Source organism: Paenibacillus violae (genome assembly GCF_032461945.1).
In the GTDB taxonomy this organism is placed as follows: Bacteria; Bacillota; Bacilli; order Paenibacillales; family NBRC-103111; genus Paenibacillus_E; species Paenibacillus_E violae.
This window is the reverse complement of sequence record NZ_JAWCUD010000006.1, coordinates 159,133-184,417: the sequence shown is the minus strand read 5'-3', so window position 1 is coordinate 184,417 and position 25,285 is coordinate 159,133. Positions and strand designations below refer to the sequence as shown.

The window sequence follows — 25,285 nt, the reverse complement described above, 5'->3', positions numbered from 1 at the left end:
ATGACCAGTAAAGCTTATCATACGAATTTCTATTTTCACATGATAATAAGATTAAAATGATTGCATTATTTCCACTAGAAACATAGATTGTCAAATATTATTCTCAATTAAAAAAACCGAGCATGGGTATGCATCGGCGGCTTTTTATCAGTATCAATTTAACGTAAGTTTGTACTCTTCTATCAGTTCAATATTTCTCTTCCGACCCCTCGCGTAATCCTTAATCAGCTGCTTAATATTCGGATAGAGCACTATGCTGTCCAACTCAGAAAATGAAACCCATCTGACACCGGTTTGATTCTCATCGGGATTCGCCGGGAGAGACGGCCTGGAACCTTCTTTTATCTGGCAATCAAACATCAAACTTAAGCCGTGAGGTGAATTACTTTCATATGTTGTCATCAAATGCGGAACATGCTCAGAAACAAAAGCAAGCGGCCCTACCTCTACATCCACAGCAGCTTCCTCCAAAGCCTCCCGCTTCACCGCTTCTATGACGGACTCCCCAGCCTCCACGCCACCTGCCGGAAGATTGTAATGAATCCCGTTTTTGTCTTCAAATTGTATAAGCAGAACAGCATCATTTTCGATAATAAGCGCACACGCTCTTACCCGGATTGGATAAGTCAATCTGATCATCGCCTTTCGATAAGTATCGTATACAGCTACTGCAGAACTTGATTTTCAGGTAAATGAAAGACGGAGATGACCCCCTGAATGTGATAAGCAACCTTCTCCTCTGTTACAAAACACAGAACCGCACTCGTCGGCCGATCGCGAACCGCAATCATGGTCATCCCCAAAACTTCAGCATGCATACGCACAATATAGTGAAACTTCGTTGTTCCGTCGATGCTTAATGCTTCAATCGTATGTTGAGCAATCTTAATATCCTGCTCGCTTAACCCTTTTTCGAAAATAGACGAAATATCGTGCAGCAAATCGGGAAACTCATCTATTTCAACCCTTGTCCCCGCTACCGCTTCATCCTCTAGCATATCAGGATTTCCAGATAATTGCTTTACGTTATTTTTGAATCCAGACATCGCCATGTAGATCTTCGTAAAAAAAGAAGTTAACATAATGGATTGCCCCTCCCGTTTGCTGAGTGCAACTTTGTTAATCGTGCGTCTCGCGGCCAATTTGGAACAGTATTAGATATATTGTTTGGAAAATGAAAAAAGCCCACGGATGGGCTATTTATTTATTAAGGACAAGAAATAGTAACTTAATTTATGCATGTAGATTTTCGTGTGCAGTGAGCTTAGTACAATTCAAATCCCTTACGGACCGAGCAGCCCTTATTCGCAAGAATTGGGACTCTCTAGAATTCTAACGGACACTAGCGCGGCTATCCACCCCTTCAGAGTGAATTTGTGATGTGAAATGACAAGATAACGTTACTGGGGTCCGTTAGTGATGCAAAAAGAAGCAATTTGCATAGAATTACGGCGATGAGGTCCGTTAGAGTGTTTTCCCTCTTTTTTCGAGATACTCTGATCGGATTGTTTGAGGTAAGAAGAATTACATCGCCAGAAAAAAAAGGAACCCAGCCAACGGGGCCGGGTTCAAAAAGTTTATATTAAAAAGGGGGTCTTGGTTATTATATTACCCTCCGAACATTATGGAACCATAACAGGAATATTTCATTTATGTTACAAAATAGAAAACGCTTTATTCTTTTCCTCTTTAAGCACTTCTATACGTTTTTTTAGGCTTCTATACGCTTCTATACGCTTCTATACGCTTCTATACGCTATTTTACACTTCTACACGCCTCTAAACGCCGCTATACGCTCCCCTGCTCATTTTGTAGACTTCTCAGAAATTTGTGTTTAATCTGTAAATCGCCCAAAAAGGGTTGCACCTTTCCCCCTCTTAGCATATAATAGTAATAATTAAATTAGAATTATTATAAATAAGGAGGGACCGTATGAATACCGAATACGACTACCACCATCTTCATCACGTAAAAAAACAAACAAAATCCAGAAAAACATTGTGGGTAACCCTTCTGCTAACTGCCTTTTTCACCATTGTAGAAATCGTCGGCGGAGTGTTTTCCAATTCGCTCGCACTGCTTTCGGATTCAGCCCATATGATTTCGGACGTCATCGCGCTGGGCTTAAGCATGATTGCCCTGCATCTCGCAACCCGGCAGCCGAATGCCCGATTCACGTTCGGGTTCCTGCGGTTTGAGATCATCGCTTCATTCCTAAACGGCCTCGCCCTCTGCGTGATCGCCTTAGGAATCTTCATCGAGGGCATTCAGCGCATGATTCATCCCCAACCGATTCAGCTTGGCCTCATGTTAGGAATTGCTTCGATCGGTTTCGTCGTCAACCTGGTGCTCACCTTGGTGCTCCATAACAGCGTGAAGGAAGAGGATAATCTGAATGTCAAAAGCGCCCTCTGGCACTTTTTTGGCGATCTGCTCAGCTCGGTTGGCGTCATCGTATCCTCCATTATTATTTATTACTCTGGCTTGCTTATCTTCGACCCTCTCATCTCCATGGTGATTGGCGGCATTATTTTCATCGGCGGCAGCAAAATCATTCGTGAATCGTACCTGATTCTCATGGAATCCGTGCCGGAGCGTTATAACCTGGACGAAATTCGCAAGCAGATTGCCTCTGTCGAGGGCGTAGAGGATGTGCATGAAATGCATCTTTGGGCTGTTTCGACGGACCATTATTCCTTAACAGCTCACGTGTTCATCAGTCCCAACATTCAACCGTTCTGCGTCATTTTGGCCATTAATGAAACGCTCAAAAGCAAATACGGCATCGAGCATGCCACGATTCAAATTGAACATGCCGAAATCAATCCGCATGGGGAGTACGGTAAAGCGTTCTTGAAGCATCAAAACCGTTTAAACTCCGCTTCCAGCAGCTCCCTACCTCTCCTTTAATCCAAAAAAGATAAGACCATCGATCTCTCCCCCAAGCGATCAATGGTCTTTCTTATTTGCCTGAAGATTTCCGTACGATCATCTCTAGATCAATAAACAGTTCATGCCCTGTCACACGTGGCAAGTATTCCTCCAGCAGCTGCGTATTCTCCTCGTCCAACTCTTCCCCAATCTGCCGCATGAGAAATGCCGCAACCAAGCTGGTTTGCAAATCAACCGGCATCTCAAAGCTGGTGATAGACGGGTAGCTTGACTTGGAGAAAAACTCATTATCCATCCCAATGAGCTGTATCTCTCCGGGTACGGATATCCCACGTTCATGGCAAAGGGCTAGAAGCTCAAGCGCCAACGCATCATTAAACGTATAGATCCCGATAGGCCTAAGATCCCCGCTTATGCGCAGCGCTTCATCAAGTGTACCCTCAATTCCAAGCTCCCCTGCATCCAAAAGCGCATGCACGGTCGATTCCCCACGATCGCTTAGCCCAGCCATAAATCCTTGGATACGCTGTTCGTTAGCTCCCATTCCCTTGCTTCTGCCTGCATAAATCACGGAGCGGCAGCCGTTCGCCAGAAAATGCTGAACCGCCTCCGAAGACGCTTTCGCAAAATCCAAGTTAACGGCCATTTTGACGATTTCGTTCGGCCAGCCCCACCCATTGAAGATGACAAGGGGCGTGCCCTCTCCGACTAACTGCTGCGTAGACTGCATGCTCATCGCCAAACCATGGCTGACCAAGCCGTCTACTCTGCGCTGTAATAAATGCTCCAGATGGCGTTGCTCAATCTCCGGATCCATACCTGCCGCCGAGAAGATGGATAAATGGTAGCCGAAATGATGCACCTTCTGCTCCAGGTTCTCCGCAAAACGGCCATAATAGCCACCAAAATGCGGAATAATCAAGCCAAGCTCATAGGACCTGCGCCGGCTCAAATTCGTCGCCATCACATTCCGGCGATAGCCTAACCGAACAACGGCTTCTTCCACCTTGCGGATCGTTTCGGGCGCCATCGGCACCTTTCTGCGATTGATAACATTCGATACGGTAGCAATGGAAACGCCGGCTTCCGAAGCTACATCGACAATTGTCGGCTGTTTACTTTTATTCACATGATTTCCCTCATTTATGAATCGCTTTAATTTATTCTATCGAACAGCCAATCCCTCGTCAATTAGAACAGTAAAAGTAAATTTTCCAGAGATTGTCCAGCATACAACAAAAAAACTTGACCGTGATAACGGCCAAGTTTCTATTATTCCTCATGATGCCCAATCAGGGAAATAATCTGCTTTTTCAACTTCAGGAAAGACTCCGAATCTTTCACATCTTCCACGTCCCGCAAACCGGCTGGAATGACGATTTCTTTACGAATTGTGCCCGGATGCGCCTGCATCACATACACACGCTGGGAAAGGAAGATCGCTTCCTCGATATCGTGCGTGATGAATATAACGGTAGTTTTTTCTTTCTCCCAGATGCGCAGCAGCAGTTCTTGCATCGAATTTTTGGTCTGCGGATCGAGCGCCCCGAAAGGTTCATCCATCAGCAGCACTTCCGGATTGTTGGCGAGTGCTCTTGCGATCGCCACCCGCTGCTTCATCCCGCCGGAGAGCTCCTTCGGCAGCGCTCTGGCGAACTTTTGCAAGCCGACAAGCTCCATGAAGTGATCGGAAATGGCTCTTTTTTCAAAAATAGGAACACCCTTCAGCGTCAGCCCGAACTCGATGTTCTCTCGTACGGAAAGCCAAGGGAACAGCGTGTAGGATTGGAACACCATTCCGCGATCAGCTCCAGGACCATCAATTTCATGCCCCGAGATGCTCAGAGATCCTGTAGTCATCGTCTCTAGACCCGCAACAATTCGCAAAAGAGAGGACTTCCCGCAGCCGGAGGGACCAACAAAACTCACAAACTCATGTGCATCCACATGAAAGGAAACTCTGTCGAGTGCTACGAACTGCGACTTCTTCGAACTGTACACTTTCGTAACATCGGAAGCCGTAATTTTGCTCATTTTTATCTCTTTTTCATGCGAAGGTTCGATATGTAGGGCTTGTTGTGCTCGCATCAGTTAACGCCCTCCTTCCAGCCATGGGAAAAATCTGCGGTGACAGTAAGCAAAGGTACGGTCCGTCATCAATCCGAGCAGGCCAATGGCGATAATACCTACGAAAATTTGATCCGTATTCAAGAATCTTTGCGCCTTCATGATGGAGAACCCCAGCCCGCTGCTTGCCGCAACCAATTCCGCTACGACAAGATAGGTCCAGGCCCAGCCAATAATTAAACGCAAGGTGTTCATCAAATCTGGCAGCAGCGCTGGGATTAGCACTTTCTCAATAGCTTGCCAGCGATTCGCGCCAAGGGTGTACGAGGTTTGCAGCAAATCGTTCGAAACCGATCGTGTATTGTCTGCCACCATCAGCATGAGCTGGAAGAAACAGCCGATGAAAATAACGATGACCTTCGCCCACTCCCCGATTCCGGCCCAAACCATAATCAGCGGAATGAACGCCGTAGCCGGCATATAGCGAATAAATTCGGTCGGTGGAACGAGCAGCGCTTCTGCAAAACGAAACGTACCCGCCAGAATCCCAAGCGGAATCCCAAGCAAACAAGCAAGTAAAAATCCTGCCCCTACTCGGAAAATACTAATGCCAACATGATGCCAAAAAGTGGAACTCTGCAACTGAATGGCAAATTGGCGAAGCACTTGATCCGGTGTCGGCAAAAAGGTTCGATTAACCAAATTGCCATAGCTGAGCAAACTCCAGAAGACAACTGCCAAACATATAATGAGAACAATGCCTGAAACATACGTTTTACGATTGATGTCGCCCCGTATGGCAAACAACGTGGATTTGCGTCTTTTTTTCATAGCCATTTCCATAGAGCACCTCTCACTCACCTGTTATTTCTTTCGCTCTTTCATCACTTCTTCGACAAAGTGTCCGTCCAAGAAGGTCTCTGCTTTCGGGATGGTGCTCAGCATATCCAAGCTTTTCAAGAACTCGGCTGTTTTCTGCGATGTGTACTGCAGGGAGCTGTACGAATCGCCTTTTTGGAAAGCTTTCACATTATCGTCTAACTGAAATATTTTCACGCTGTCGACTCCAGCTTTGTATTCGTCCACTGGCGTCTCGGCCGCCTTCGCCATAATTTGTAGCGACTCTTCCGGATTAGCTTTCCAGTAGTCCAGCGCGTCGAACCAGGCATTCAGAATTTTCTTCACGTCTTCCGGCCGATTTTTGGTGATTTCTTCTTTAAACACGAGCAGATCAGGAATGAGTCCAGGTGTATCCTTGGAGGAAAATAACAGCTTGCCTTTGCCCTCTTGAATCGCTTTGCTCAGGAATGGTTCCCACAGTACGGCGCCGTCCAGGTTGCCTGAGATGAAAGCAGGTCCTGCATCGTTCACTGTCATATTGGTGTAAGAGACGTCTTTCTCAGCGAGGCCGGCCTTCTCAAGCGCCGTTAGCATGAGCAGATGATCGACCGTCCCCAGCTCCGTTGCGACCTTTTTCCCTTTTAACTCCTGCAGCGAATTGATGTTAGGTTTGACTACGACGCCGTCTCCACCATTGGAGTTATCGTTCACAAGCACCGCCTTGAGTGGAATCCCTTTGCTTGCAGGAGCAAGCGTGTCACTTAAAGTTTGGCTATTCGCATCAACTTTGCCGGACGCAAGGGCAGATAAGGAGTCACTGTACACGGGGAACCAAACAAGATCAACCTTTACGCCATTTTTCTCAAAGAACCCTTTTTCCTTCACCAAATACCAAACAAACCAGCCCGGCCATGGACTAAGTGCCAATTTGATGGGTTGATCACTGCCACCTGCTGCCTTACTTGCTGCCTCTTTACTCGAGCATCCGCTCACGACTGTAAAAGCGATTAACAACGCCATCATCAGAAATACCATTCTTTTTCTCATTCTGATTCTCCCTCTCCATTTAAACTGGTAAAAAGAAAAACCCGGAACGATATCATATTCTGATATCCTCCCGGGCTTTTATCCCTCCGTGTGCACGATGACCTTCACCGTGTGTCTTCTCTTGGACCAGACCGACAGCCTTCATCTGCCGCGGAACCCTAGAAAACAAGTTTGCTATGAGGTTGTAACTAACTCTTACATTTGTCTATATCATACTTACATCCTAGACTTATGTCAATATACATAACACAAATAATTATTCTGTTGTCAATTCACTCAAATGTGTAATATTATGTTACATAATAACAACGGATTTGGAGGTGCATATGATGTATTCGATTCATTTCCACTTAAGTATGTTAGATATCACGATGGCAGCTTCGTCAAAAAACGAAACCATCCCTGCTGCAGCACCATGCCAGGAAGAACTGGCCATCAAGCATCCTCTCCAGACCTCCCCTATAGATAACGCTGATTGGGCGGAGACGAACGCGCTTCCCCCGGCAAATTAACCCCTGTATGCACAAAAGCCCGACACCCTGTCGCTCAGGGTATCGGGCTTTATTCTTAAATCTTACACACCTAACCATTTCTTGAACAAATGTTTCGTTGTGTCTGCATTCAATGCTGCGATGGAAGTCGTCAGCGGAATACCTTTCGGACAAGAGCGTACGCAGTTCTGCGAGTTACCGCAGCCTTCGATACCGCCATCTGTCATCAGTGCATCCAAACGCTCGTCTTTGTTCATTTCACCTGTTGGATGAGCATTGAACAAACGAACTTGAGAAAGCGCGGATGGTCCGATGAAAGAGTTCTTGTCATTAACGTTCGGACAAGCTTCCAGACATACGCCGCAAGTCATGCATTTGGACAACTCGTATGCCCATTGACGCTTCGACTCCGCCATACGTGGTCCTGGTCCAAGATCATAAGTACCGTCGATCGGAACCCATGCTTTGACTTTCTTCAAAGCGTTGAACATGCGTCCACGGTCGATAACAAGGTCACGCATAACAGGGAACGTGCTCATCGGAGCTACGCGAACCGGCTGCTCCAGCTTATCGATCAGAGCCGAACATGCTTGGCGCGGTTTACCGTTAATGACCATGGAGCAAGCTCCACAAACTTCTTCCAGACAGTTGGATTCCCAACAAACTGGCGTTGTTTTATCACCACGCGCGTTCTTTGGATTACGTTGCACTTCCATTAAACCGCTGATGACGTTCATATTGGGACGATAAGGAACTTCAAATTCCTCAGTATAAGGCTTAGAATCCGGACTCTCTTGACGAGTCACGATAAACTTCACGGTTTTCTGTGCGCTTAGTGTCTCAGCCATGATTAATGTCCTCCCTTTTTCTTCTCCGTGGAGTAATCACGTTTCCGCGGTGCAATCAAAGATACATCAATGTCTTCATAGCTGATTTTCGGACCTTCCGGCGTCCAATCGGCAATCGTTGTTTTCATGAAGTTATCATCATCACGTTCAGGGAAGTCAGGCTTGTAGTGCGCGCCACGGCTCTCGTTACGCATTAATGCACCCACCGTCATCGCTTCAGCAAGCTCGAACATGTTCCAGAGTTGGCGTGTGAACGCAACCCCTTGATTGTTCCAACGAGCTGTATCTGTAATGTTGATGTTGTTGTATCTTTCTTTCATGTCTTTAATTTTATTGATTGTATCTTCAAGACGATCATTGTAACGAACAACCGTCATATTCGCATTCATCATGTCGCCAAGTTCTTTGTGCAGAACATAGGCATTTTCTGTCCCGCTGTTCATTTTGAGCAAGCTCTCATAGCGGTCCTGGTGACGTTTCTTCTCACGATCGAACACGATGGAAGACGTATCATCCGCATGTTTCTCTAGGCCGCGAATATACTCAACCGCTTTAGGACCGGAGACCATACCGTCATAGATAGCCGAAACAAGGGAGTTCGCGCCCAAACGGTTTGCACCGTGATGCTGATACTCACACTCACCCGCAGCGAACAAGCCCGGGATGTTCGTCATCATGTTGTAGTCAACCCACATACCGCCCATGGAATAGTGAACCGCCGGGAAAATCTTCATTGGGATTTTACGCGGATCATCGCCCATGAATTTCTCGTAGATTTCCATGATACCGCCAAGCTTGATATCAAGCTCTTTTGGATCTTTGTGAGAAAGGTCAAGGTAAACCATGTTTTCGCCGTTAATACCAAGCTTCTGATCAATACAAACGGAGAAAATTTCACGCGTTGCGATATCACGAGGCACCAAGTTTCCGTACGCCGGATATTTCTCTTCAAGGAAGTACCAAGGCTTCCCGTCTTTGTAAGTCCAAATACGACCGCCTTCACCACGTGCGGACTCTGACATCAAGCGAAGCTTGTCATCGCCAGGAATCGCCGTTGGGTGAATTTGAATCATTTCACCATTCGCATATTTAACGCCTTGTTGGTAAACAGCACTTGCTGCTGTACCTGTGTTAATAACGGAGTTCGTTGTTTTACCAAAGATAATACCAGGGCCGCCTGTTGCCAAAATAACAGCGTCAGCCGGGAACGTTTGGATCTCCATGCTGCGCAAATCTTGAGCCGCAATACCTCGGCAAACATTCTCGTCATCCAGAACGGAGCCAAGGAATTCCCAGTGCTCGAACTTCGTTACGAGACCAGCTGTTTCCCAGCGGCGTACTTGCTCATCAAGTGCATACAGAAGCTGTTGCCCTGTTGTTGCACCCGCAAATGCCGTACGGTGATATTTCGTTCCGCCGAAACGACGGAAATCAAGAAGACCTTCTGGGGTACGGTTGAACATAACACCCATACGGTCCATCAAGTGAATGATGCCTGGTGCTGCATCACATAATGCTTTAACTGGCGGTTGATTCGCCAAGAAATCCCCACCGTAAACGGTATCGTCAAAGTGCTCCCACGTGGAGTCCCCTTCACCTTTCGTATTCACCGCACCGTTAATGCCGCCTTGCGCACATACGGAGTGGGAACGTTTAACAGGAACCAAGGAGAACAATTGCACGTGAACTCCGGCCTCCGCTGCTTTAATTGTCGCCATGAGTCCCGCAAGGCCTCCGCCGACGACGATGATTTTCGAATTAGCCACTTCTGTTCACCCTCCCTTAATGCCCCGAATGCGCTTCTACCGGAACTTGAAATTGCGTATCTGTAAATGCAGTCAAAGACATAATAAACATCACGGACATCACCACGAACAATACCATCCAAATAATGGAGGAGTAACGTTGTGCGCGAGGTCCAACCGTAATTCCCCAGCTTACAAGGAATGACCATAAACCGTTGCAGAAATGGAATGTCGCTGAAACGATACCAATCACATAAACCGTAAACATAACCGGGTTCGTCGCAATGTCATGCATCGTCATGCCGAGATTTTCGTGTGCAACATTGCCTAATGCAACTTGCAGGCGAGTCTCGAACAAATGCCACGCTACGAACAGGAACGTAATAACGCCGGTTACCCGTTGAAGCATAAACATTTGGTTACGGAAATAGCTGTAGTTCGAGACGTTATTACGTGCTTGATAAGCCACATAAAGTCCATAAACGGCATGATAAAGAAGCGGAAGCCAGATGCCCACGATTTCTAACAGCAGGACCAACGGCAGACCGTTCAACCAGTTAATTTGATCCACGAATGCTTCAGGACCCTTCGTTGCTTCATAGTTAGTGAGCAAATGCTCAATAAGGAAGAAGCCCACTGGAATTACACCAAGCAAAGAGTGGATCTTTCGAAAGTAATACGAATTACCCATAATGTAACCAATTCCCCCCTCAACAAAATTTCATAAATACCATCCGACATGTTCTGACAAAACAAGCCACATACCATTCTACTCTCGCCGCAAACGAGCGTCAACCCATAATCATCCACGCCTATTTTACACCTAATTAGTAAGCGAATATACACGGTCGTCCAATAAATGTGAATAAAAAGTGACATGTACATCGTACCTCTAATACGCTTATAATGGAAGTGCCGTTTTTTTATATATACTTATAACTAATTTGCATATACGAATGAATACGGAGATGAAAAAAACATGGAACTCTTGGATGTTTTCGCCGTTGTTGTCGAACAAGTAAGCCTGAATAAAGCGTCACAGCTGCTTAATATCTCACAACCCGCTCTGTCACGCAAAATTATGAAGCTGGAAGAAGAACTCGGCGTGGAGCTATTCATCCGCAAAGGAAAGCGTCTTGAGCTGACCAAAGCAGGTCAAATCTGCTACGATCATGCGCTCGAGCTTCGCCACGTAGAACGGAAATTCAAGCAAACCCTTCAAATGTACAAAGCTGCAGGCACCCATTCTTCGATTACGATCGGCGCCAGTTTAACAACTTTGCAGGCTACACTGCCCGATCTGATAACAGATTACTTGCAGGTCTATCCGCTCACAGAGATTAAACTGCTTACAGGCAAAACGCATGAAATCGTGACCATGGTCAAAGAAAACAAAGTCGACATCGGTATCGTCGCTTCTCAAATCAATGCATCGAGCCTGCACTGCGAGCCATTGTTCGATGATCATCTATGTCTGGTGCTTCCGCTGGGGCATCCGTTCATTGATCGAGCCAATATTACGATGAGCGATTTGAACGACCTGCCGATGATCCTTTTCTCCAAAGGCACCTGGTATCGCATCTTGATGGATGAGCTCTTCCATAGGTATACGATTTTTCCTAATGTCCAAATGGAAATCGATTCTTTCGAGGCGATCATTCGGCTCGTATCTACCTGCAAAACCGCGACACTGCTTCCTAAGTCGTATCTGCGAGAAGATTTGATTCAGAATAATGAGTTAATTCTGCGCTACTTAGTGGAACTAGAGCAAACGAAGCGAACCACTTCGCTAATCTATTCGGACCAAGCAACTGACAATCCGGAGTCCCTTAAATTCATCGAACAAACGATCAGCTACTTTGCTAGGCACAAATAAACCTCCAATCCGCCCGGTTTATCGAGCAAAATTAGAGGTTCTATGTAAACTAATAGACAAACTTATAACCCACACCCCAGACCGTCCGGATCCGCCTAGGCTCTTTGGGATTGTCTTCGATTTTTTTGCGAAGATTGGCAATATGCACATCAATCGCACGATCGGTGACATAGGAATCGAAGCCCCGGACGGTTTGCAATAAATCCTCTCGCGTGTACACACGACCAGGATGGTTGACGAAACATTTCATAATTTCAAACTCCGAATATGTCGTCTCGACCAACTGCCCCTGAACAATCATCGAACGGGTTTGAAGATCGAGGGTAATCTTGTTTTTATCCGCGATCAGCGCCTCATTTGTCTCTGGCTTTGTAACGTGGCGTACTGTTGGGTGCACGCGTGTGTTTTCACCCGCATTTTGATACAAATTGGAACGGCGGATCAAAGCATGGACTCTAGCGCTCATTTCATGCATGCTGAACGGCTTAGACATATAGTCATCGGCTCCAGCCCCCAGCGCAGCCACCCGTTCAACCACTTTATTTCTCATCGAAACAATCATAATCGGCACACTCGACGTAGTTCGCACCTGTCTGCACAGTTCAAGTCCGTCCATATCCGGCAGCATAAGATCCAGCAAAATGACGTCTGGAGCAAACGGCTTGACCGCTTCAATTCCCTTTTGCCCCGTCTCCATTCGAATGACTTCAAAGCCTTCTTCACCCAAATACATGGAGATCATATCGCCGATCATCGGATCGTCTTCGATTATTAATACTTTGTACATTCGGAGTCCACCTTCGCCTCGAAATTCTCTCGTTGGGACTTACAAGACGGAACCATCAGCTTCCGGCCCGTCCGACTTCACTTCAAGTCCCAGCTTTTTCGCCACAAAAGCCGTTGTGCTTGCCTGGAACAGGATGGTGATTAGCACAGCCATAAAAGTAACACTCGCAATAAGATCACTGTGTGCAATCCCCATACCAGCCACCATCCCGCATAACGCCGCCGGAATAACACCTGTTTCACGAACCCAGAACATGAATAAGATCTCATTCCATTTCCACTTCGCTTTACGGTCTGGCCACGTACAGATCAGCACTGTCAGCGGACGCGCGATAAAAACAAATACGAAGATGACACCCAAACTCGTCCAAAAATGCTCGAGGATGACCGGGAAATTCACTTGACTGCCTAGAAGAATAAAAATTAGCATTCGCATGATAATCGTAATATTCTCTGAAAAATGCTCCATTTCATGGCGCTTATCTTCCATATCAAGCTTGAACGTGCTGGCATTCCCCCAGATCAGCCCCGCTGTAAAAGTCGCCATAAAGCCGCTAACGCAGAGGATTTCTCCTGCCAAATATGCTCCTAACGAGGTGACGACCATCGCAATGGTTGCATAATCTCTCAGCAGGCCAAGTTTCAAATGGGCAGTAAGAAAGGTCATCGCATAGCCGATAACGGCTCCAAGCAGAAGCCCTCCGAGTGCTGTTTTGACAAAATCAAGTGTGCCTGAAAGCAGGGAAACTTCCTTGGTGCCCAGGATGACAGCAATTAGCGAAAATGTCAGAATGGAAGCCGTCGCATCATTAAAAGCCGATTCACTTTCAACGGTCTCTCTGACTTTGCGGCGGATTTTCACTTGTTTAAATACCGGAATGAGCGTTGCCGGGTCTGTTGAAGCAATAATTGCGCCAAGGAGCAATGCATACAGCCATGGCAATTCCAGAAGGAAATGCGATGCAGCTGCAACGGCCACGCAAGTGATGATCACACCGGGAATGCTAAGCATGCCGACTGTAACCCAAACTTGCCGCAAACCGGTGAGCTTGATGTTGCGTCCTCCGTCAAAGAGAATTAGCGCGGAACCGATAACGAGAATGAATTGATTCGTAAACGAGGCACTTGGCTCATAAATCCAGTGGAACGCTTGTCCCGCGATCATACCTGCTACAAGAAACATGGCAACATCAGGGAGTTTAAGCCAGTTGGCTGCCTTCCCGAACAACATCCCTAATCCAAAAATGAGCACGAGCAGCACGATGACATGTTCAATGAGCTGGGAAGTTGAATTCTCCATCTTATCGGATAACTTCACTTTCAAATTCTTCGATTTGATCGTTCGTTCCGATGATCACCATGACATCATTTTCATTTACAACATCGGTAGCAGTAGGTGCAATAATCACACCTGTTTGTTTGTTAACCGCCACCACGCTGCAGCCGTATTTGGCACGCGGATCTAATTGTTTAATCGTAAGCCCACACAACCTTTTCGGCACGGAGAGCTCTGCAATCGTATAATCTTTGGAAATTTCAATATAATCCAGTAAATTCGGTGAATTGAGCTGATGGGCTACGCGTATCCCCATGTCACGCTCAGGATAGATGACGCGGTCAACCCCTAGCTTCTGCAAAACTTTCCCATGCAATTCAGACAGGGCTTTGGCTACCACCTTTTTAACCCCTAAATCTTTCAGGACGATCGCTGTTAAAATACTGGACTGAATGTCGTCCCCGATCGCTACGACTGCGCAATCAAAATTACGCACTCCCAGAGACTTCAGCACATCTTCATCCGTGGCATCCGCCACAACGGTATGCGTAAGCTCATGGCTCATCTCGTCTACCGCTTCCTCATCCTTATCGATGCCAAGCACCTCATTGCCCAGCTTAATAAGCTCTTTGGAAATGCTGGCTCCGAATCGTCCAAGCCCGACTACCACATATTGCGTTTTCTTCATTTGTTAAGCTTCCCCTATCCAATCGTGATTTTACCCTCTGGGTATCTATATAATTCCTTCTCTTGTTTCGGCTGAAGCGCATAAGCGAGCGTGATCGGGCCGAGGCGCCCGGCAAACATCGTCAAGCTGATGAGAATTTTACCGAAGAGCGTTAAATCGGGAGTGAGTCCCATCGTTAATCCTACCGTTGCGAACGCGGATGTGACTTCAAACAAGATTTTGAGCAGCTGTGAATCCTCCGTGGTCGATAGCAGCATGGTAACCGTAATGACGAGAAATAAGGCAATCATCGTTAACGTAATCGCTTTAAGAATGCGGTCCTTTGCCAAACGGTAGCGGAAAATGACAATATCCTCTTTCCCACGGATCATCGTGACAATGGCTGCGATCAAGATGGTGAAGGTCGTTGTTTTGATACCGCCGCCTGTGGAACCTGGAGATGCCCCGATAAACATGAGAATGACCATGAAAAATTGCGTAGCTTGACGAAGCGCGCCAATATCCACCGTATTTGGACCTGCCGTCCTCGGAGCGACGGATTGAAAGAAGGAAGCTAGTATTTTGCCTCCTAAATCAAGCGAACCTAAAGTTCTGTTATTCGTATATTCGAATATAAAGATGATAAGAGCTCCTGCTACGATAAGAAAGCCGGTCATACTTAGTACAACCTTGGAGTGCAAAGAAAGCTTCCTCGTTTTGCGATAATCCATCGCATCCGACATCACAATAAAGCCTAATCCCCCTAAGACAATAAGAGCCATCGCGACAAAGTTAACCACAAAATCGTCTGCATATCCCGTAAAGGAAACGAAAGGAGCATCGACTGTGCCGAATAAATCAAACCCTGCATTGTTAAACATGGAAATTGCATGCCAAATGCCGAAATACAACGCTTTAGAAAAACCGAGGTCAAAGCTCCAGCGAATCGTGAAAATAACGGCCGCAATCGCTTCGATGGATAAGGAGTAAATAATCACTTTACGGATCAAACGGACAATGCCTTCCATGCTACCTTGATTGAAAGCCTCTTGAAGCACCAACCGTTCCTTGAGGGTAATTTTCTTGCGGAAAACAAAGGCAAGCAGTGTAGCCATCGTCATAAACCCTAATCCGCCAATCTGAATTAAGGAGACAATAACGATCTGGCCAAACATGGTATACGTGCTTCCCGTATCAACAACAACTAGTCCTGTCACGCAGGTCGCAGAAGTTGAAGTAAACAGCGCATCAATAAAGGGGACGGAGTGGCCGGTCGCTGATGCAATCGGCAGTGTGAGGAGCCCTGCTCCGATAAAGATGATGACGGCAAAGCCAAGAACTAGAATTTGTGGCGGTGTCATCTGCCAAATACTTAATTTTTTACGCATAGGCCCTCCTGGTCTATGATACGAAAGAAATCAAAGAAACGATTCGTGCAAATACTGTCAATAGTAGCGTTCCCCGCTCAACTATAGTCATTCGGCTTCACTTGCAAATATAGGTATTATATAACTGTTTGATTTGTATTTCCACCTAAAATTCGCATTCTTGTAAAACTCATGGTAACGTGGAAATGAAGGTTTCATACTCGTGAATTCAGAAGGGAATTGAATGATGCCAAGGCCGAAATTAAACCGATTTCTCCTCCTCCTAGCCTGTATAGGCATAGCCCTTTATGCGGGCATAACGGCTTTGTATGGCTTACAAACGGAAGAAGCGCCGGCGGGCGAGAACCCTTCCATCACCAAAGCGCAGGCCGCAGAACATGCTTCTACCTTCATCAATGAGCGTTATGCGATCAAGGGGAGCAACTCTTTTGTAGCGTACCAGTCTAAAAAAGAACGCAGCGGCTATTTGCAGAAGGAGCATCTATCCGAGAGCTATGACGCGGCATTCGGCAAACGCTACCCGCTAGACTATTATCAAGTCAACGTAAGTGATTCCAAGAAAAACCGTCAGTTTGAAGTTGAAATCAACTACACGGACGGCGCCGTAATCGGATGGCGTGAGGTCTATAACGCTGAGAGCGAGAGTGCTCTTATCAGCAAACAGAAGGCTGACATTATGGCCAAGCAGGAAATGCGAGCTCGCGGGCTTGATCCCGATGACATGAAAGCCATCGATAAAACGGAAGACGCAGCGCAGAAAAACTCCGGTTTGGTTCTATACTACGAAAAACAATCTCAACCTATGGGAGAAGCGAAATTACAAGTTCGCACGCAATTCGATGAGAAGAATTTAGTCGGCTACACCGTACTTTTCAGCTTGCCGGCTTCGCATCTGGATTGGCTTGATGCTCAGGATCATTCCGCTTCCGTGATGACCTGGGTTTCAATGGGCTTCTCCATTCTCATGACCATTGCCGCCATTGTCCTTATCATCATTTATCGGAAACAAATGAGATTTCGCAGCGGACTCCTGCTGACGGCTATTTTCTTAGCCATTTACATCGCCAATAACTTTAATATGTACCCTGCCTTCCGCTTGATTAGCGGCGGAGGTCCGAGTGCTGAGTTCGCCACATGGGCGACCATCATTTTCATGAACGTACTAGCTGTTGGACTCGCTATCTCACTCTATTTCTCTCTTGTAGCCGGCAATGGCCTGTGGAATTCGATGGGGCAGCCCAAGTGGCCAACCTGGAAGGAACATAGGTATGGCACAGAGCTATTTTATGGCATGGGACGGGGCTACCTGCTGGCGCTGTTCATCCTTGGGATTCAACAGGTTCTCTTCTATACAGGGGATGTCAAATTTGATGTTTGGGCGGTCAACGATCCAACCGATTCCGTCCTCAACATGGTGGAACCCCGCCTCTTCCCTTTGATGGCTTGGGTTGCGGCGATTTCGGAGGAAGCCACTTACCGGCTGCTGGGCATCATTTTATTTAAAAAGCTGTTCCGCAATAATTTTATTGCAATTCTCATTCCTAGTGTGATTTGGGCGGCGAGCCACACCCAGTACCCGATCTATCCGGTCTATACACGGTTAATCGAAGTTACCATTATCGGTATTATTCTTGGTTATGTGTTCCTCAAATATGGTTTCATTACCGCCGTCTTCGCTCATGCCTGCATGGACAGCATCCTGATGGGGATGTCACTCTTCTCATTAGGACATGTAAGCGATGTGCTGTGCGGGATCTTATATCTCCTGCTCCCAGCCATCGTCGGTTATTTCCTTACATGGCTTCATGGAAAAAGGCGGGGCCCCCTTATTCCTGGGGAACCGCCGCCTCGCCTTGGAGCGCTTTGAGAATTTCGCCTGCTAATTTCTCGCCTATACCCAGAGGCTTGAAGTCTTGGACTTCAGCCTCTTTTATTTTGCGAACGGAGCCGAAATGCTTCAGGAGTGCCTTCCTGCGCTTCTCCCCGATACCTGGAATGGCATCGAGCTGTGAGGCTACCATGGACTTCGCTCTCGTTTCCCGATGGAACGTGATGGCGAAGCGATGGACCTCATCTTGAATCCGCTGAAGCAGATAAAACTCCTGGCTGTCCCGCGGCAACGGAATGATCTCCGCAGGATCTCCCATCATCAACTGCGCTGTCTTATGCTTCGCATCCTTCACTAGACCGCAAATCGGAATGTACAGCCCTAGCTCATTCTCCAATACATCGACCGCGGCGGAAATTTGCCCTTTGCCTCCGTCGACGACGATAAGATCGGGCATCGTCAGATTATCCTTAAGCACACGTTCATACCTTCTGCGAATGACCTCACGCATCGTCTCGTAATCGTCCGGGCCCACGACCGTTTTCACTTTGTACTTGCGGTACTCTTTGCGATCGGGCTTCCCGTCCACAAAAACGACCATCGCTGAGACCGGATTCGTTCCCTGAATGTTCGAGTTATCGAACGCTTCGATCCGGCGAATCTTGCCCATACCGAGCCACTCGCCGAGGTTTTCCACGGCTTTGGTCGTCCGGCTTTCGTCCCGCTCCACGAGACGGAACTTCTCTTCCAGCGCGTTGCGGGCGTTATCTTTGGCCATATCGACCATCTGCTTCTTCAGCCCGCGCTGCGGGATGTGGACCTTGACCTTCAGCCACGATTCCAGCGCCTCGCGGACATCTTTCATTTCAGCCTCGGCTTGCACGGAGGACTGCACGGGCTGCTCAGCAGTGACAACGTCTACTGCTGCAGGGGCTGCGCTTACTTCTGCCTCAGGCATGCCAGGCAGGAAGATCTCCTTCGGCAGCGCAGGATTGTCGATGTAGACCTGCGTGACATAAGTGATGAAATCACTGTACTCATCACCATAATACGGAAACAGCGAGACGTGCCGCTCGATGAGCTTGCCCTGGCGCATGTACTGGATATGCACCGCCATCCAGCCTTTATCCACCGCATAGCCGAACACGTCACGGTCCTGCGCGTCGACCGCATTGATCTTCTGCTTCTCCATCAAGGCGTCGATGCTCATGATATGATCGCGCAGCTCCTTCGCGCGCTCGAAGTTCAGTTCTTCCGCTGCCGCCAACATCTTGGTCGTCAGCTCTTCCTTAATGACGTCGTGTCCCCCGTTCAGGAAACGGGTGATCTCCTGCACCATCCGCTCATTCTGCTCAGCGGATACCTCATACTCGCAAGGCGCCAGACATTGTCCGATATGATAGTATAGGCATACTTTATCGGGCATTGTCTTGCACTTGCGCAGCGGGTACAATCGGTCCAGCAGCTTCTTGGTCTGCTGGGCCGCAAAAGCATTCGGATAAGGGCCGAAGTACTTGCCCTTATCCTTATACACCCGCCGCGTGACTTCCAGGCGCGGCTGCGCCTCATGGGTAATCTTGATGTAAGGAAACGTCTTGTCATCCTTGAGGAGTACGTTGTACCGCGGATGATGCTGCTTAATCAGATTACACTCGAGAATGAGCGCCTCCACATTGGAGGAGGTGATGATATATTCAAAGTCGCGGATTTCGCTGACTAGTCTTTGCGTCTTGGCACCATGGCTTCCTGTAAAGTAGGAGCGCACACGATTCTTCAGTACTTTGGCTTTTCCTACATAAATGATCGTACCTTCGCGGTTCTTCATAATATAACAACCAGGTTTATCCGGTAATAAGGAAAGCTTATGTTTAATCATTTCCAGACGCTGTTCACGGACGGCCGCGTCCTCTTGCTCATGTTCAAACTCCGTCATGATTCCTATCTCCTTTCGTGCACAAAAAAGCTCATTTTCAGCATAGCAGAAAATGAGCTTTTTCTCACGAACAATTGTTTCTAGTTCGAATTCAAAACAACTTATTGATGACGAGTTACAACATTTTTCAAAGCTTCTTTGGATTGGAAACCAACCACTTTATCAACAGGCTGTCCGTCTTTGAAAACGATCAGTGTTGGGATACTCATTACGCCGAAACGCGCAGCGGACTCTGGATTGTCATCCACGTTCACTTTTGCGATTTTCAAAGCTTCTACTTCTTTATCAAGCTCTTCCAAAACAGGAGCGATCATTTTGCAAGGTCCGCACCAAGGTGCCCAGAAGTCTACAAGTACTGTACCTTCGCTTTCAACTTCAGCTTTAAAGCTGTTATCAGAAACATTCACGATTGCCATGATAGTTCCTCCTTCTAAGAATGGATTTATAACATCAAGTAGTTAATTGCTACCGATGAACGTCAACATGTAAAGTATACCACACCCATAGGCCATTTCAACCAAACCATAACTTAGCAATCTGGCTGGCTCTGGAACCTACTTGGATGGCACGCCTACCGGCAGCCCCTGAAGCCTTTGCTGCTCAATATAAGCAATACGATCCTTCAAATTCGCTTGCAGCATCTGCAGCATTTCCATTTGCCGCTCAATGTCCTGCAGCTTCTCCGTGTAGAGTGGCAGCAGATCATCGCATTGCGACTCCTGATTTTTCATGACGCAGTTTAGAAAGCTTTCAATTTGTTCGGTCGTAAAACCCAGGCTCAAATAAAACTGAATGGTTTTCACGCGTTCAACAGCCATTTGGTTAAAAACCCGATAGCCGTTCTCTTCGCGCTGCGTTGCGATAAGCCCTTTGGCCTCGTAGTACCGCAAAGAACGAATGCTGGCACCTGTCAGCTTGGATAATTCACTAATCCGCATGGCTTTCACCTTTTTCCTTTTCCTTGATCAAGTAAGGATAACTTTATTTTAAACCATAACACTAATGTTAGAGTCAAGACTTATTTTACACTTTCCGCTCTTGTCTGTTATTGTTTGCATAATTGTCACTTCCATTAGCTTTACAAGTTTCGACGAATTTGGGTATACTAAGTTTAAACTATAGAATGTCGGACGTTAGGGGGGTAACCACATGAGCGATCCAAAACACCCTGAGCTTCACGTGTATGAAGAACCGCGTAACGATTTCATGGATGTTGGTATCGGATTTGGCGTGTTCTTCGCTATCTTGTTTATCATTGCAGCCGTTGCAACTGCTATTCAAGTAATGAAGTAGAACTTGTACAAGCCCATAAGTCAACCGCTTTGCACTGTTAGTGTAGGGCGGTTTTTTCATTAGACCACACCGCAAAGGAGACTTACGATTTAAATGATTAAAGTTCATCCAGATCGCCAAAAACTCATTTCTTTTATCGGTTTAACGAACGAAGACTTACGATTATTAAAAAGTAAAGAAGAAGCCTTCCAAAGTGTTGTAGAAAAACTGGTCGACCAACTATATGCCGAAATCACGCAGGTCCCTGAACTTGTTGCGATTATTCAGCAGCACAGCACGATTGAGCGCCTCAAAGAAACGCAGCGGTGGTACTTTCTATCCATGGCATCCGGACTTATTGACGATGAATACATAATGAAACGTTTATACATAGGAAAAGTACACTCCCGCATTGGCCTGACAACCTCCTGGTACTTGGGCACCTATTTAAAATATACGGACATTGCTACGCAGTATTTCAAAGAAATCATGCCTGACGAGTGGACGCAAGTGCTGCATGCGTTAAGTAAAATGTTCAACCTGGACAGCCAACTTGTTTTGGAAGCCTACGAGCAGGATGAGAAGCTGAAAATTCAAACCTTGGTAGACGAGCAGGATATCATGCTGACGACCATCTCCAGCGTTGTGCAGGACCTTGCTTCCATGATGGTTGAGCTTGGCGGCAGCAGTCAAACCGTAGCCGATACTGCGATAAAAACGGCGGAATCGCAAGATTTATCCAACCATCGCATTGACGAACTCCAGCATGAGATCAAAGATATCTCGAAAATGGGTTCCGTCATGAAAGAAATTTCCGACCAGACGCATCTGCTTGGTCTTAATGCAGCTATTGAAGCTGCACGCTCAGGCGAGCATGGCCGCGGCTTTGAAGTCGTCGCTAACGAGGTACGCAAGCTGGCTTCGCATTCACGCGAAGCGCTCGACACGATCCAGAAAAAGCTGAAGCTGATCACTCAGAAGCTCGAACTCGTGCAGAAGGGCTCCGAGGAAACAACTCACTTCGCGCGTACACAAGCCGCTAGTGCGCAGGAGCTTACTTCCTTCGTTCAAATGATTGAGAGTGTAACCACCCAGTTGGAACGTTTAAAGAAATCATAACCTTCATTGATACGAGAAAGACCCTTCCATCCACGTTTCCTGTGGTAGAAGGGTCTTTTTGAACTCCTCAATTCCTACGTTCGTCCCCGTTTATTCGTGCCGGTCACTTCCACGACCTCAACAAAAGGACGGATACGGTCCATAATCCGTTGTCCTTTGTACTCCTCGTCGCCATCCTTGTTCGTGAAGCTGAAATGCTTCTCAAGATCATGCAGCGCATAGTTGGACGTAAAGAACGTCGGTTTCCGGTTCATCCGGTGGTTCACAATCGCCCCAATGACATGGTCGCGGAGCCACGGATTGAGATTCTCCGCCCCAATGTCGTCGAAAACAAGCAGATCCGTTTCTTTCAGAAGATCGATCGTTTCTTTCAACTTAGAAGGCTCTTGGAACATGCCTTTCAAGTCCTCGGCAAAATCCGGCATATACACGATGGCGCCCGTCATCCCTACTTTGGCCAGCTGATGCAGCATATAGCCCATGAGGAACGTTTTCCCCGTGCCGAATGATCCGCATAAATAAAGCCCACGTGTTTGCAGTCCGGTTTCCATCGTTTGATTGACATAGTCATTGATTTGCATAACGGCTTTCGCCCGGTCCAAATCCGTCTCAAGAATATCGCCGAACGAGAAGCTGCGCGAAATCATCCGTGGATCTACGTGGAACGTGCGGATTCGGGAAGAAATCGCATCCTGGAGCTGCTTGGAGGTAAACTTCTTGCACGCCACTTTTTCTTCATGTATATACACTCTATCGTTATCCGTATCGGCGGTTAGCATCGTATAGTGACCTGTCATATCATTCGGGCAGTTCTCCAAGCCTGGGCAATTGGAGCAGGTTTTGTACTCGGTCACATATTGGTACAGCTTATTCATGTTAATCTTGACAGTATAATCATCGATAAACGGATACTTCTGGCGAAACTTATGAACTAAGGCGTCATCCATGACCGCCTTGATTTTGGCCTCCGCCTTGCGTCTCCATTCCGAATTAGGCATGGATTTAAGAATGTGCGACAGCGATTCCATGATTGCGGCACCTCCTATATGTGTAATCTCTTGCTATTGGAATAACACTCGTCAGCTCTTCCGATTAAACCGCTCGTCCAGCTTCTGCGCCATCCTTCTCGCAGCCTCCAGCTCTTCTTCGGTCAATCTGGAAGAAGCCGCAGCGCCTGCATCCTGCACCACCATCGGGATATGCGGCTTTTGGGTTTTGCCCTGCCGGCCCCTGGTTACGGAACCGCCGCCGGCTTTGGCAGCCTCCACTTTGGATGCAGCTTTCTGTTTGTAGCTGATTTTCTCGCGCACATACTCTACGGCTTGCTCGTAAGTAATAATTTGTTTGCCGAGCATATCCGAGGCGACCGCTTCAATTGAAGACTTCGCCCAAGAGCGGCGGTCGATGTGCAGGAAATGGATCAATACATTGATGACTTCTTCGTTTAACTTATAATTCAAATCAATTTTCTCAAATATATTAAGTACGCCGTCGGGAATAGAGCCCTGTGTAAAGAACATTTTCAGGACTGCTGTATACGGCTCGTTACGCATAATGTAGTTGTATTGATGATCTGTGCATTCGCCGCGCAGCTGCTGAGGCACTTCCAAATAATACGCCATCTCCACGGATTTCTCTTCAGCCTGATCTGTCGAGCTTCCGGCTCCAGCCTCTTCCGTTCTGGACAACGTTCGCTCTCTTTCCTCTTCACGCTTCTTGCTTTGCCTGTAAAAGAGGTTCGCGTTGTACTGCATAAGATCCATTTGCAGCTCGCCATCTTCGCTGAAGACACCATCTTCATCGAGCAAACGGCATGTTTCCTGCAAGGAAAGATTATACTTCTTAGCCACGATATTAATGGCTGCCATCTGATCCGGCTTATGCTTGAGCGCCTCAACGAAAATCCGGTTGCTCGCTCCGCGTGGGAACCTCATAATAATGTCCGCATACTGGAAACCTTTGGTCGTGACATCCATCCGAGCCTCACCCTGCTTGCTCGCAGATGCTTCATATAGCGCTTGCTCTAATTCATAGTCAACCACCTGGGTATTAAGCCTGAACAGGTCATAAAAGGGAACGGATAAATTCTCTTCGCTTGCTTCGCGGCACTCTTCCGGCTCCGGCGCCAGCAAGTCTTCCCGAAGAGAAAGCAGCATGAACTTGCCGACCTTGTCGCGGAGCAGCAGCGTCAAATGTTGATTCCTGAAAAATTCATTGGGCCCAAGCGGTGGGAACAATGTATAGACAAAAATATAATCTTCTTCATCCGCCAAAAACTTGCGGGTTGTCTGCAAGAGGCCAATGGCCTCAAGCTTGGAGGATTGCTCGATCAAATACTTCCGGCCTCGTTCTCCCTGCTCCAGATCCAGCAGTAGAAATAACTTACGCTGCTGTTCCAAAGGCGAAAATCCGACCTTTTCCGCACTCATCTGCTGATAGAGAGCTTGATAGAGGCTTATTGCCAAACCACCGATCATCGGCTGATACATCATCGCCAACATTTTAAAATCCAAACTGCTTAAAGAAAATTCACGGCCTACACAAAACCTGTGATTCTCCGTGAAATGCAGCATATTCGTCATTCTCATCCGATTACAGCACCATCCTGCCTAGGCTCAACCGACTGCCTGCCACTTGTGCCGGCATCTCGGTTTCTCTCTCTATTAGTCTACCACAAAAATCGACACGCTTGGTATCTACTAGAGAAAGATAATATTACCTAAAATGAAAAAACCAACCTTTCGGCTGGCTGGGTTGGCCTTGTACATGCCGCCTAGCTTTCGATGGAACATTCCGAATTTTGTTGATACTTTTTGCCCCATTCTTTCATTAGCAAAATAATCGGCGTCAAGGTTTGACCAAACTCCGTCAAAGAATATTCCACTTTGGGAGGCACTTGGTGGTACACCTCACGATGGACAATACCATCCTCCTCCAGCTCACGCAGCTGCAAGGTCAGCATTCTTTGTGAAATGGAGGGACAGATTCGTTTGAATTCATTGAATCTTTTGGATCCATCAATCATGTGATAGAGCAGCACACCCTTCCATTTGCCCCCGATCACGTCCAATGTATATTCAACTGGGCAGCCTTCCCGATCTCCTGTGCTGCCATAACCGCTTTCACGATCACGCATAATGCCTTGGCACCTCCTTAGTATACAAATTGATACTATACCACACGAATGTGCGTACTTCCTATTTTAAAAT

The 25,285-nt window shown here is 47.1% G+C and carries 25 protein-coding genes and 1 riboswitch; of the genes, 6 read left to right on the top strand and 19 right to left on the bottom strand.

Annotation, left to right across the window (positions count from 1 at the left end; translation table 11 throughout):
* Positions 1-153: 153 nt before the first annotated feature.
* Together RQP52_RS18745 and RQP52_RS18740 are read right to left on the bottom strand one after the other, a co-directional pair.
* Positions 154-630 (bottom strand): NUDIX domain-containing protein, encoded by a 477-nt coding sequence (locus tag RQP52_RS18745; protein WP_315953445.1) that lies wholly within the window; start codon positions 628-630, stop codon positions 154-156.
* Between the two features lie 35 nt (positions 631-665).
* On the bottom strand, positions 666-1,082 hold the full coding sequence (locus RQP52_RS18740) for a hypothetical protein (protein ID WP_315953276.1): 417 nt from the start codon (positions 1,080-1,082) through the stop codon (positions 666-668).
* A gap of 851 nt (positions 1,083-1,933) precedes the next feature.
* On the opposite strand from RQP52_RS18740, the gene RQP52_RS18735 reads away from it, so the two are divergent.
* Complete coding sequence (locus RQP52_RS18735; protein WP_315953275.1) at positions 1,934-2,911, top strand: cation diffusion facilitator family transporter; 978 nt, start codon at positions 1,934-1,936, stop codon at positions 2,909-2,911.
* Positions 2,912-2,963: 52 nt separating this feature from the next.
* Here the strand turns inward: RQP52_RS18735 and RQP52_RS18730 are convergent, their stop codons facing one another.
* From RQP52_RS18730 to RQP52_RS18715, 4 genes are all read right to left on the bottom strand, one after another.
* Entirely contained in the window at positions 2,964-4,022 is a 1,059-nt protein-coding gene (locus tag RQP52_RS18730; RefSeq protein WP_315953274.1) for a LacI family DNA-binding transcriptional regulator, read from the bottom strand.
* A gap of 143 nt (positions 4,023-4,165) precedes the next feature.
* Positions 4,166-4,981 carry an ABC transporter ATP-binding protein gene (locus RQP52_RS18725; protein WP_315953273.1) on the bottom strand — a complete coding sequence of 272 codons (816 nt, stop codon included), beginning with the start codon at positions 4,979-4,981 and terminating at the stop codon, positions 4,166-4,168.
* Positions 4,982-4,984: 3 nt separating this feature from the next.
* Positions 4,985-5,797, bottom strand: coding sequence for an ABC transporter permease (locus tag RQP52_RS18720; protein ID WP_315953272.1), 813 nt, complete (start codon positions 5,795-5,797; stop codon positions 4,985-4,987).
* A gap of 27 nt (positions 5,798-5,824) precedes the next feature.
* Positions 5,825-6,847 carry an ABC transporter substrate-binding protein gene (locus RQP52_RS18715; protein ID WP_315953271.1) on the bottom strand — a complete coding sequence of 341 codons (1,023 nt, stop codon included), beginning with the start codon at positions 6,845-6,847 and terminating at the stop codon, positions 5,825-5,827.
* 65 nt (positions 6,848-6,912) lie between these two features.
* Positions 6,913-7,020: riboswitch (guanidine-I (ykkC/yxkD leader) on the bottom strand.
* 156 nt (positions 7,021-7,176) lie between these two features.
* Here RQP52_RS18715 and RQP52_RS18710 point away from each other — a divergent pair.
* Positions 7,177-7,359, top strand: coding sequence for a hypothetical protein (locus RQP52_RS18710; protein ID WP_315953270.1), 183 nt, complete (start codon positions 7,177-7,179; stop codon positions 7,357-7,359).
* A 62-nt stretch (positions 7,360-7,421) separates the two neighbouring features.
* On the opposite strand, the gene sdhB is transcribed toward RQP52_RS18710, so the two are convergent.
* Genes sdhB through RQP52_RS18695 form a run of 3 tightly spaced genes read right to left on the bottom strand, consistent with a single transcriptional unit; the run spans position 7,422 to position 10,622 of the window.
* Positions 7,422-8,186: a succinate dehydrogenase iron-sulfur subunit gene (gene sdhB, locus RQP52_RS18705; protein WP_127452857.1), complete on the bottom strand. Its 765-nt coding sequence runs from the start codon at positions 8,184-8,186 to the stop codon at positions 7,422-7,424.
* Between the two features lie 2 nt (positions 8,187-8,188).
* Entirely contained in the window at positions 8,189-9,952 is a 1,764-nt protein-coding gene (sdhA, locus tag RQP52_RS18700) for a succinate dehydrogenase flavoprotein subunit (RefSeq protein ID WP_127452859.1), read from the bottom strand.
* A gap of 16 nt (positions 9,953-9,968) precedes the next feature.
* Positions 9,969-10,622: a succinate dehydrogenase cytochrome b558 subunit gene (locus RQP52_RS18695; protein WP_315953269.1), complete on the bottom strand. Its 654-nt coding sequence runs from the start codon at positions 10,620-10,622 to the stop codon at positions 9,969-9,971.
* Positions 10,623-10,910: 288 nt separating this feature from the next.
* Between RQP52_RS18695 and RQP52_RS18690 the strand changes: the two genes are divergently transcribed.
* On the top strand, positions 10,911-11,807 hold the full coding sequence (locus tag RQP52_RS18690) for a LysR family transcriptional regulator (RefSeq protein WP_315953268.1): 897 nt from the start codon (positions 10,911-10,913) through the stop codon (positions 11,805-11,807).
* A gap of 49 nt (positions 11,808-11,856) precedes the next feature.
* Here the strand turns inward: RQP52_RS18690 and RQP52_RS18685 are convergent, their stop codons facing one another.
* From RQP52_RS18685 to RQP52_RS18670, 4 genes are read right to left on the bottom strand one after another with little or no spacing between them, the layout of a single operon-like run.
* Positions 11,857-12,594 (bottom strand): response regulator transcription factor, encoded by a 738-nt coding sequence (locus RQP52_RS18685; RefSeq protein ID WP_315953267.1) that lies wholly within the window; start codon positions 12,592-12,594, stop codon positions 11,857-11,859.
* A gap of 39 nt (positions 12,595-12,633) precedes the next feature.
* Positions 12,634-13,893, bottom strand: a complete 1,260-nt coding sequence (locus RQP52_RS18680; protein ID WP_315953266.1) for a cation:proton antiporter — start codon at positions 13,891-13,893, stop codon at positions 12,634-12,636.
* A 1-nt stretch (position 13,894) separates the two neighbouring features.
* The gene (locus RQP52_RS18675; protein ID WP_315953265.1) at positions 13,895-14,557 is read right to left on the bottom strand and encodes a potassium channel family protein; all 663 of its coding nucleotides are present in this window, start codon (positions 14,555-14,557) and stop codon (positions 13,895-13,897) included.
* A gap of 14 nt (positions 14,558-14,571) precedes the next feature.
* Positions 14,572-15,924, bottom strand: a complete 1,353-nt coding sequence (locus tag RQP52_RS18670) for a TrkH family potassium uptake protein (protein ID WP_315953264.1) — start codon at positions 15,922-15,924, stop codon at positions 14,572-14,574.
* A 223-nt stretch (positions 15,925-16,147) separates the two neighbouring features.
* Here RQP52_RS18670 and RQP52_RS18665 point away from each other — a divergent pair, with 223 nt between their 5' ends.
* The gene (locus tag RQP52_RS18665; RefSeq protein ID WP_315953263.1) at positions 16,148-17,791 is read left to right on the top strand and encodes a CPBP family intramembrane glutamic endopeptidase; all 1,644 of its coding nucleotides are present in this window, start codon (positions 16,148-16,150) and stop codon (positions 17,789-17,791) included.
* Here RQP52_RS18665 and uvrC read toward each other — a convergent pair.
* The 3 genes from uvrC to RQP52_RS18650 all read right to left on the bottom strand — a co-directional run bounded on the left by uvrC (position 17,751) and on the right by RQP52_RS18650 (position 20,623).
* Entirely contained in the window at positions 17,751-19,685 is a 1,935-nt protein-coding gene (uvrC, locus tag RQP52_RS18660; RefSeq protein WP_315953262.1) for an excinuclease ABC subunit UvrC, read from the bottom strand. The two genes, RQP52_RS18665 and uvrC, sit on opposite strands and share 41 nt — an antisense overlap.
* A 101-nt stretch (positions 19,686-19,786) precedes the next feature.
* Positions 19,787-20,101, bottom strand: coding sequence for a thioredoxin (gene trxA, locus RQP52_RS18655; protein WP_127452876.1), 315 nt, complete (start codon positions 20,099-20,101; stop codon positions 19,787-19,789).
* 138 nt (positions 20,102-20,239) lie between these two features.
* On the bottom strand, positions 20,240-20,623 hold the full coding sequence (locus tag RQP52_RS18650) for a MerR family transcriptional regulator (RefSeq protein ID WP_127453203.1): 384 nt from the start codon (positions 20,621-20,623) through the stop codon (positions 20,240-20,242).
* A gap of 211 nt (positions 20,624-20,834) precedes the next feature.
* Between RQP52_RS18650 and RQP52_RS18645 the strand changes: the two genes are divergently transcribed.
* Positions 20,835-20,978, top strand: a complete 144-nt coding sequence (locus tag RQP52_RS18645; RefSeq protein ID WP_127452878.1) for a YqzM family protein — start codon at positions 20,835-20,837, stop codon at positions 20,976-20,978.
* Between the two features lie 93 nt (positions 20,979-21,071).
* Positions 21,072-22,076 (top strand): globin-coupled sensor protein, encoded by a 1,005-nt coding sequence (locus tag RQP52_RS18640; protein ID WP_315953261.1) that lies wholly within the window; start codon positions 21,072-21,074, stop codon positions 22,074-22,076.
* A gap of 74 nt (positions 22,077-22,150) precedes the next feature.
* Here the strand turns inward: RQP52_RS18640 and dnaI are convergent, their stop codons facing one another.
* From dnaI to RQP52_RS18625, 3 genes are all read right to left on the bottom strand, one after another.
* A complete protein-coding gene (gene dnaI / locus RQP52_RS18635; RefSeq protein WP_315953260.1) occupies positions 22,151-23,104 on the bottom strand; it encodes a primosomal protein DnaI in 954 nt (317 codons plus the stop codon).
* Positions 23,105-23,155: 51 nt separating this feature from the next.
* A complete protein-coding gene (locus RQP52_RS18630; RefSeq protein ID WP_315953259.1) occupies positions 23,156-24,664 on the bottom strand; it encodes a replication initiation and membrane attachment family protein in 1,509 nt (502 codons plus the stop codon).
* 185 nt (positions 24,665-24,849) lie between these two features.
* The gene (locus RQP52_RS18625; RefSeq protein WP_157319619.1) at positions 24,850-25,212 is read right to left on the bottom strand and encodes a winged helix-turn-helix transcriptional regulator; all 363 of its coding nucleotides are present in this window, start codon (positions 25,210-25,212) and stop codon (positions 24,850-24,852) included.
* Positions 25,213-25,285: the final 73 nt, after the last annotated feature.

What these genes read in the sequence shown, in the direction of transcription:
- RQP52_RS18740 (WP_315953276.1), bottom strand. Translation starts at nt 1,082, where the DNA reads ATGTTAACTTCTTTTTTTACGAAGATCTACATGGCGATGTCTGGATTC.
- RQP52_RS18735 (WP_315953275.1), top strand. Translation starts at nt 1,934, where the DNA reads ATGAATACCGAATACGACTACCACCATCTTCATCACGTAAAAAAACAA.
- RQP52_RS18725 (WP_315953273.1), bottom strand. Translation starts at nt 4,981, where the DNA reads ATGCGAGCACAACAAGCCCTACATATCGAACCTTCGCATGAAAAAGAG.
- RQP52_RS18720 (WP_315953272.1), bottom strand. Translation starts at nt 5,797, where the DNA reads ATGGCTATGAAAAAAAGACGCAAATCCACGTTGTTTGCCATACGGGGC.
- RQP52_RS18715 (WP_315953271.1), bottom strand. Translation starts at nt 6,847, where the DNA reads ATGAGAAAAAGAATGGTATTTCTGATGATGGCGTTGTTAATCGCTTTT.
- RQP52_RS18710 (WP_315953270.1), top strand. Translation starts at nt 7,177, where the DNA reads ATGTATTCGATTCATTTCCACTTAAGTATGTTAGATATCACGATGGCA.
- sdhB (WP_127452857.1), bottom strand. Translation starts at nt 8,186, where the DNA reads ATGGCTGAGACACTAAGCGCACAGAAAACCGTGAAGTTTATCGTGACT.
- RQP52_RS18695 (WP_315953269.1), bottom strand. Translation starts at nt 10,622, where the DNA reads ATGGGTAATTCGTATTACTTTCGAAAGATCCACTCTTTGCTTGGTGTA.
- RQP52_RS18690 (WP_315953268.1), top strand. Translation starts at nt 10,911, where the DNA reads ATGGAACTCTTGGATGTTTTCGCCGTTGTTGTCGAACAAGTAAGCCTG.
- RQP52_RS18685 (WP_315953267.1), bottom strand. Translation starts at nt 12,594, where the DNA reads ATGTACAAAGTATTAATAATCGAAGACGATCCGATGATCGGCGATATG.
- RQP52_RS18680 (WP_315953266.1), bottom strand. Translation starts at nt 13,893, where the DNA reads ATGGAGAATTCAACTTCCCAGCTCATTGAACATGTCATCGTGCTGCTC.
- RQP52_RS18675 (WP_315953265.1), bottom strand. Translation starts at nt 14,557, where the DNA reads ATGAAGAAAACGCAATATGTGGTAGTCGGGCTTGGACGATTCGGAGCC.
- RQP52_RS18670 (WP_315953264.1), bottom strand. Translation starts at nt 15,924, where the DNA reads ATGCGTAAAAAATTAAGTATTTGGCAGATGACACCGCCACAAATTCTA.
- RQP52_RS18665 (WP_315953263.1), top strand. Translation starts at nt 16,148, where the DNA reads ATGATGCCAAGGCCGAAATTAAACCGATTTCTCCTCCTCCTAGCCTGT.
- uvrC (WP_315953262.1), bottom strand. Translation starts at nt 19,685, where the DNA reads ATGACGGAGTTTGAACATGAGCAAGAGGACGCGGCCGTCCGTGAACAG.
- trxA (WP_127452876.1), bottom strand. Translation starts at nt 20,101, where the DNA reads ATGGCAATCGTGAATGTTTCTGATAACAGCTTTAAAGCTGAAGTTGAA.
- RQP52_RS18650 (WP_127453203.1), bottom strand. Translation starts at nt 20,623, where the DNA reads ATGCGGATTAGTGAATTATCCAAGCTGACAGGTGCCAGCATTCGTTCT.
- RQP52_RS18645 (WP_127452878.1), top strand. Translation starts at nt 20,835, where the DNA reads ATGAGCGATCCAAAACACCCTGAGCTTCACGTGTATGAAGAACCGCGT.
- RQP52_RS18640 (WP_315953261.1), top strand. Translation starts at nt 21,072, where the DNA reads ATGATTAAAGTTCATCCAGATCGCCAAAAACTCATTTCTTTTATCGGT.
- dnaI (WP_315953260.1), bottom strand. Translation starts at nt 23,104, where the DNA reads ATGGAATCGCTGTCGCACATTCTTAAATCCATGCCTAATTCGGAATGG.
- RQP52_RS18630 (WP_315953259.1), bottom strand. Translation starts at nt 24,664, where the DNA reads ATGAGAATGACGAATATGCTGCATTTCACGGAGAATCACAGGTTTTGT.
- RQP52_RS18625 (WP_157319619.1), bottom strand. Translation starts at nt 25,212, where the DNA reads ATGCGTGATCGTGAAAGCGGTTATGGCAGCACAGGAGATCGGGAAGGC.